The sequence below is a fragment of the Azohydromonas sp. genome, from assembly GCF_035325925.1.
GTDB lineage: Bacteria > Pseudomonadota > Gammaproteobacteria > Burkholderiales > Burkholderiaceae_C > Calidifontimicrobium.
In genome coordinates this window covers 1-6,116 of sequence record NZ_DAOKZA010000094.1, presented here as the reverse complement: position 1 = coordinate 6,116, position 6,116 = coordinate 1, and the positions used below count along the sequence as shown (strand labels likewise).

Genomic DNA, 6,116 nt, shown 5'->3' with positions numbered 1-6,116 from the left:
TGAGGATGCCGTCGCGGCCGACGATGATCAGACGCGGCGACGTCGTCATGTCAGTGACTCCTGCGCGCAGCCGACCCACGCACGACAGGTCCCCGCCCCCATCCAGCGGCGGCCGCGCATCCGGCTTGGCCGGTGCACTGGCGGCGCCGCCTGGAGGGGGAGGCGCCGCAGGCGCTTCGGGGGTGGGCCTTCATGACGCCAGCCGGGACAGGTCGGCCACGCGGTTCATCGCCACGTGCAGCGACGCCAGCAGCGCCAGCCGGTTGGCGCGCAGCGCGGCGTCGTCGGCGTTGACCATCACCTGGTCGAAGAACGCGTCGACCGGCGCGCGCAGCGCCGCCAGCTTCTGCAGCGACTCGGCGTAGGCGCCGGCGTCGTAGAGGCGGTCGACGTCGGGGCGCACCGCGTCGATCGCCGAGGCGAGCGAGCGTTCGGCCGGCTCGCGCAGCAAGGCCGCGTCGACCGCCACCGGCGGCGCGCCCTCGGACTTCTTCAGGATGTTGCCCACGCGCTTGTTCGCCGCCGCCAGCGCCGCCGCCTCGGGCAGCGCGGCGAACGCGCGCACCGCGGCCAGCCGCTGCGGAATCTCGGCCCATCGCGCCGGGCGGGCCTCGAGCACCGCGTCGACCTCGGGTGCAGTCCAGCCTTGCTCGCGCAGCCAACCCGCGAGCCGCTCGCGCAGGAAGTACGCGACCTCGGCCTGCGCCTGCCCGTGGCTGCTCGGGAACGCGGCGAAGGCGTGCGCGATCGCGGCGTGCACGTCCAGCGGCAGCGCGCGCTCGACCAGCATGCGCGTCACGCCCAGCGCGTGGCGACGCAGCGCGAACGGGTCCTTGTCGCCGGTGGGCAGCTGGCCGATACCGAACAGCCCGGCCAGCGTCTCGAGCTTGTCGGCCAGCGCGACGACCACGCCGGCCATGCCGCGCGGCAGCGCGTCGCCGGCGAAACGCGGCTTGTAGTGGTCCTCGATCGCCAGCGCCACCTCCTCGGTCTCGCCGTCGTGGCGCGCGTAGTAGCCGCCCATCACGCCCTGCAGCTCGGGGAACTCGCCGACCATGTCGGTGAGCAGGTCGGCCTTGGCCAGCCGCGCGGCGCGGTCAACCGCGGCAGCCAGCGCGGCGCCGTCTGCGCCGCCGAGGTCCTGCGCCAGCGCACGCGCGATCGCGCGCACGCGCTCGACACGCTCGCCCTGCGTGCCGAGCCTGCCGTGGTAGACCACCTTGGCCAGCTGCGGCACGCGGCTGTCGAGCGTGCGCTTGCGGTCCTGGTCGAAGAAGAACTTCGCGTCGGCCAGCCGCGGGCGCACCACGCGCTCGTTGCCGCCGATCACCGCGCGCGCGTCGGCCGGACGGATGTTGCTGACGATGAGGAACTTGTTCGTCAGCCGCCCTTGCGCGTCGTGCAGCGGGAAGTACTTCTGGTTGGCCTTCATCGTGAGGATCAGGCACTCGGACGGCACGGCGAGGAACGCCTCGTCGAAGCGGCCGATCATCACGTTCGGCCGCTCGACCAGCGCGGTGACCTCGTCGAGCAGCGCGTCGTCGCCGGCCACCTGCAGCGCCTCGGCCGCAGCGGCCGCGTCGAGCTGGCGCACGATCTCGGCGCGCCGCGCCTCGAACCCGGGGATCACCGCGCCGTCGCGCTCGAGCCGCTCGACGTAGGCGTCGGCGTCGGGCAGCTCGATCGGGTCGGCCGCCGCCTCGAAGCGGTGGCCATGCGTCGTGCGGCCGGCCTCCAGCCCGAGCGCGTGCACCGGCACCACGTCGGCACCGTGCAGCGCGACAAGGCCGTGCGCCGGGCGCACGAAGTGCACGCTGGTCCAGCCGTCGGCCAGCTGGTAGCTCATCACCTTGGGGATCGGCAGCTTCGCGATCGCCTCGTCGAGCGCCTGCTGCAGCCCCTGCGCCAGCGAGGCGCCGGCGGCAATACCGTCGAGGAACAGCACCTCGGCCTTGCCGTCGACGCGGCGCGAGAGCGACGGCACGACCGAGGCGTCGGCGCCCAGCGCGGCGAGCTTCTTCAGCAGCGCCGGCGTCGGCCGGCCCGCGGCGTCGAGCGCCACCGCCACCGGCATCAGCTTGTGCTGCACCGCGCGGTCGGCGGCCTTGGTGGCGACGCCGGTGACGTGCACGCCGAGCCGGCGCGGCGACGCGTACGGCGTGATCACGGCATCGGCGCCGGCCAGTCCCTGTGCCTTCAGGCTCGCGGCCAGCGTGCCGGCGAAAGCCTCGCCGAGCGCCCTCAGCGCCTTCGGCGGCAGTTCCTCGACGAACAGCTCGACGAGCAGGTTGTTCACGCTCGCCGCCATCATGCCACCTTGCGCTGCGACTCGATCTGCGTGAGCGCAGCCTCGGCCCAGGGACGCGGGGCCATCGGGAAACCCAGCCGCGCGCGGCTGTCGACGTAGCTCTGCGCGACGCTGCGCGCGAGGTGCCGGATGCGGCCGATGTAGGCAGCGCGCTCGGTGACGCTGATCGCGCCGCGCGCGTCGAGCAGGTTGAAGGTGTGCGCCGCCTTGAGCACCTGCTCGTAGGCCGGCAGCGCCAGCTTCGCGTCCATCAGCTCGCGCGCCTTGCGCTCGTGCGCGTCGAACGCGCCGAGCAGGAACCCGACGTCGCTGTGCTCGAAGTTGTACGTGCTCTGCTCGACCTCGTTCTGGTGGTAGACGTCGCGGTACGTCAGGCCGTCGGTCCACTGCAGGTCGAACACGTTGTCGACGCCCTGCAGGTACATCGCCAGGCGCTCGAGGCCGTAGGTGATCTCGCCGGTGATCGGCTTGCAGTCGATGCCGCCGACCTGCTGGAAGTAGGTGAACTGCGTGACCTCCATGCCGTTGAGCCAGACCTCCCAGCCCAGCCCCCAGGCGCCCAGCGTCGGGTTCTCCCAGTCGTCCTCGACAAAGCGGATGTCGTTGGTCTTCAGGTCGAAGCCCAGCGCCTCGAGTGAGCCCAGGTACAGCTCGAGGATGTCGGCCGGTGCGGGCTTCAGCACCACCTGGTACTGGTAGTAGTGCTGCAGCCGGTTCGGGTTGTCGCCGTAGCGCCCGTCCTTCGGACGCCGGCTCGGCTGCACGTAGGCCGCCTTCCACGGCTCGGGGCCGAGCGCGCGCAGGAACGTGGCGGTGTGGCTGGTGCCGGCGCCGACTTCCATGTCGTACGGCTGCAGCAGCGCGCAGCCCTGCGCGGCCCAGTACGACTGGAGCTGGAGGATGAGTTGTTGGAAGCTGAGCATCGCAGGAGCACCGCCGCCGCAGCGCGGCAAACACGCGATTTTAGGTGCGCCCAGGCGCGCGACGCGCCGGCGCCGCGGCCAGCGCCGCCAGCAGCGCAGCCGCCGCGACGCCGGCGACCAGCGGCCACAGCCCGAAGCGCGACGCCCAGCGCGCGTACGGCGTCAGCCCCTCGCGACCCTCGACCGAGGCGTCGAGCACGCCGCGCGTGAACGGCGCGAGCGCGTGCGTCACGCGGCCGCGGTGGTCGACCACCGCCGTCGCCCCGGTGTTGGTCGCGCGCAGCATCGGCCGCTGGAACTCGAGCGCGCGCAGCCGCGAGATGTGCAGGTGCTGCGGCACCGCGATGGTGTCGCCGAACCAGCCGATGTTGCTGACGTTGACGAACACCGTCGGCGCCACCGCAGGGTCGGCGAAGCGCCGTGCGAGTTCCTCGCCGAACAGGTCCTCGTAACAGATGTTCGGCGCCAGCCGCTGGCCGGCGAAGGCGAACGATGGCGCGTCGGCGGGGCCGCGGTCGAAGTCGCCCAGCGGGATGTGCATCAGCTCGGTGAACCAGCGGAAGCCGCGCGGGATGAACTCGCCGAACGGCACCAGGTGGTGCTTGTCGTAGCGGTAGGTGGTGCCGCCGCCCAGCCCGACCACCGAGTTCGTGTAGCCAGCGTCGAAGTCGCCCAGCGGCACGCCGACCAGCGCCGCACGGTCGCCGCCGGCGAACGCGGCCTGCAGCGCCGGCCAGTACGCGGCGTCGAACTGCGCCAGCTGCCAGGGCAGCAGCGGCACCGCGGTCTCGGGCGCGACGACCAGCGCCCCGCGCGCGCCGGTCATCGCCTGCAGCAACCAGCCCAGCGCCGCAGGCAGGTGCTCGGCGGCGAACTTCCGGTCCTGCGCGACGTCGGTCTGCAGCAGCGAGACCTCGAGCCGGCCGGCCGGCCGGCTGAACTCGTGCGGCCCGACGACGGCCGGCAACGCGAGCAGCGCCGCGGCCGCCACGCCGGGCGCGACGCGGCGCTGCCGCAGCGCCGCCGCGCCGAGCGCCGACAGCAGCGCGGCGAAGGCGCCGACGCCGTACACGCCAACCCACGGCGCGAGCGCGGCCAGCGGCGAGTCGACATGCGCATAACCCGAGGCCGCCCAGGGAAAGCCGGTGAACAGCAGGCCTCGCGCCAGCTCGGCGCCCATCCACAGCGCGGCGAACAGCCACGCGTCGGGCCACACGAGCCCGAGCCGCCAGCGCGCGTGCAGCGCCATCGCCAGCGCCAGGTACAGCGCCAGCGCGGCGCCGAGGGCGGCCACCGCCAGCGCGGCCAGTGGCGCCGGCAGGCCGCCGTAGCGGTGCATGCTGACGAACAGCCACCACACGCTGGCGAGCAGCCAGGCCGTGGCGAACAGCCAGCCGAGCCAAGCCGCGCGGCGCGGCGCGGCGCGGCCGGCCAGCGCGGCCAGCGCGCCGACACACAGCAGCTGCAGCGGCCACGCCTCGGTGTGTACGAACGGCAGGCTGTGCAGCGCGCCCAACGCCGCCGCGGCGGGCGCCTCGGCCGCGCGCGGCCAGCGCGTGGCCGGCGCGGCGCTCAAGCGGCGTCGGCCGCCGGCGCGCGCGAGACCTTGAACCAGCGCACCGCGCCGCCGCGGGTGAACATCACGGTGAAGCGCAGTCCGGCCACGTCGACCGACTCGCCGCGCCGTGGCACGCGCCCGAGTTCGTGCGCGACGAGCCCGCCGATGGTGTCGAACGCCTCGGTCGGCAGCTCGACGCCGAACGCCTCGGCGACGTCCTCGACGTCGGCGTCGCCGGCGACGCGATGCGTGCCATCGGCCAGCGTGTAGATCGAGCTGTCGGCGTCCTCCTCGTCGAACTCGTCCTCGATCTCGCCGACGATCTCCTCGAGCACGTCCTCGATCGTGATCAGCCCGGCGACGTTGCCGAACTCGTCGATGACGATCGCCAGGTGGTTGCGGTTGCTGCGGAAGTCGCGCAGCAGCTCGTTCAGGCGCTTGCTCTCGGGCACGAACACCGCCGGGCGCAGCAGCGTGCGCAGGTTCAGGCCGGGGGCGCGCTGCAGCTTCAGCAGGTCCTTGGCCATCAGGATGCCGATGATGTTGTCGCGCGAACCCTCGTACACCGGGAAGCGCGAGTGCGCGGTCGAGATGACGATGCTCAACACGGCGTCGTACGGCGCGTCGATGTCGAGCATGTCCATGCGCGGCTCGGCGACCATCACGTCGCCGGCGCTCATGTCGGCCATGCGCAGCACCCCCTCGACCATCGCGCGCGACTCGGGCTCGATCAGCTCGCGCTGCTCGGCGTCGGCGAGCGTCTTCATCAGCTCGGCGCGCGAGTCGGGACCGGGGCTCAAGAACTCGACGAGGCGCTCGAACAGGTTGCGCTTGTCGCGCGGCGCGCCGGCGCCTTCGGCGCGGCGCGGCGACCGCGGTGGCTGCGGGTCGGACACGTCGGGGTGTCGGAGTGGAGGGAAGGCGGAGAATACCCGATCGGCTTGACACGGCCGCCCCCTTGCACCACAGTTCGCCGCCCCGACATCCAGGGGCTCCCGTTGACGCTCGACCGGACCCGCACCGTGACCCAAGGCCTGATCCCCGCGACCATCCTCACCGGCTTCCTGGGCGCCGGCAAGACCACCCTGCTCAAGCGCGTGCTCGGCGAGGCCCACGGGCAGAAGATCGCGGTGATCGAGAACGAGTTCGGCGAGGAGAACATCGACAACGAGATCCTGGTGGCCGACACGCGCGAGCAGATCATCCAGATGAGCAACGGGTGCGTGTGCTGCACGATCCGAGAGGACCTGCGCACCACGCTGTCGGACCTGGCCGAGAAGCGTCGCAAGGGCGAGCTCGACTTCGAGCGCGTGGTCATCGAGACCAC

5 protein-coding genes are annotated in these 6,116 nt (G+C 72.8%); 1 reads left to right on the top strand and 4 read right to left on the bottom strand.

All coding sequences use genetic code 11. From position 1 onward, the window contains the following. Nucleotides 1–190: 190 nt before the first annotated feature. Genes glyS through PKC53_RS18500 form a run of 4 tightly spaced genes read right to left on the bottom strand, consistent with a single transcriptional unit; the run spans nucleotide 191 to nucleotide 5,685 of the window. Nucleotides 191–2,308 carry a glycine--tRNA ligase subunit beta gene (gene glyS / locus PKC53_RS18515; protein ID WP_324431321.1) on the bottom strand — a complete coding sequence of 706 codons (2,118 nt, stop codon included), beginning with the start codon at nucleotides 2,306–2,308 and terminating at the stop codon, nucleotides 191–193. Continuing rightward, on the bottom strand, nucleotides 2,308–3,231 hold the full coding sequence (glyQ, locus tag PKC53_RS18510; RefSeq protein ID WP_324431320.1) for a glycine--tRNA ligase subunit alpha: 924 nt from the start codon (nucleotides 3,229–3,231) through the stop codon (nucleotides 2,308–2,310). Before glyQ ends, glyS begins: the two co-directional genes overlap by 1 nt. A gap of 40 nt (nucleotides 3,232–3,271) precedes the next feature. Then, nucleotides 3,272–4,807: an apolipoprotein N-acyltransferase gene (gene lnt / locus PKC53_RS18505; RefSeq protein WP_324431318.1), complete on the bottom strand. Its 1,536-nt coding sequence runs from the start codon at nucleotides 4,805–4,807 to the stop codon at nucleotides 3,272–3,274. Further along, nucleotides 4,804–5,685 carry a transporter associated domain-containing protein gene (locus PKC53_RS18500; RefSeq protein WP_324431316.1) on the bottom strand — a complete coding sequence of 294 codons (882 nt, stop codon included), beginning with the start codon at nucleotides 5,683–5,685 and terminating at the stop codon, nucleotides 4,804–4,806. The genes lnt and PKC53_RS18500 overlap by 4 nt, the downstream gene beginning before the upstream one ends. Nucleotides 5,686–5,811: 126 nt before the next feature. On the opposite strand from PKC53_RS18500, the gene PKC53_RS18495 reads away from it, so the two are divergent. Next, the coding region (locus PKC53_RS18495; RefSeq protein WP_324431314.1) for a GTP-binding protein at nucleotides 5,812–6,116 on the top strand (305 nt) is incomplete at its 3' end.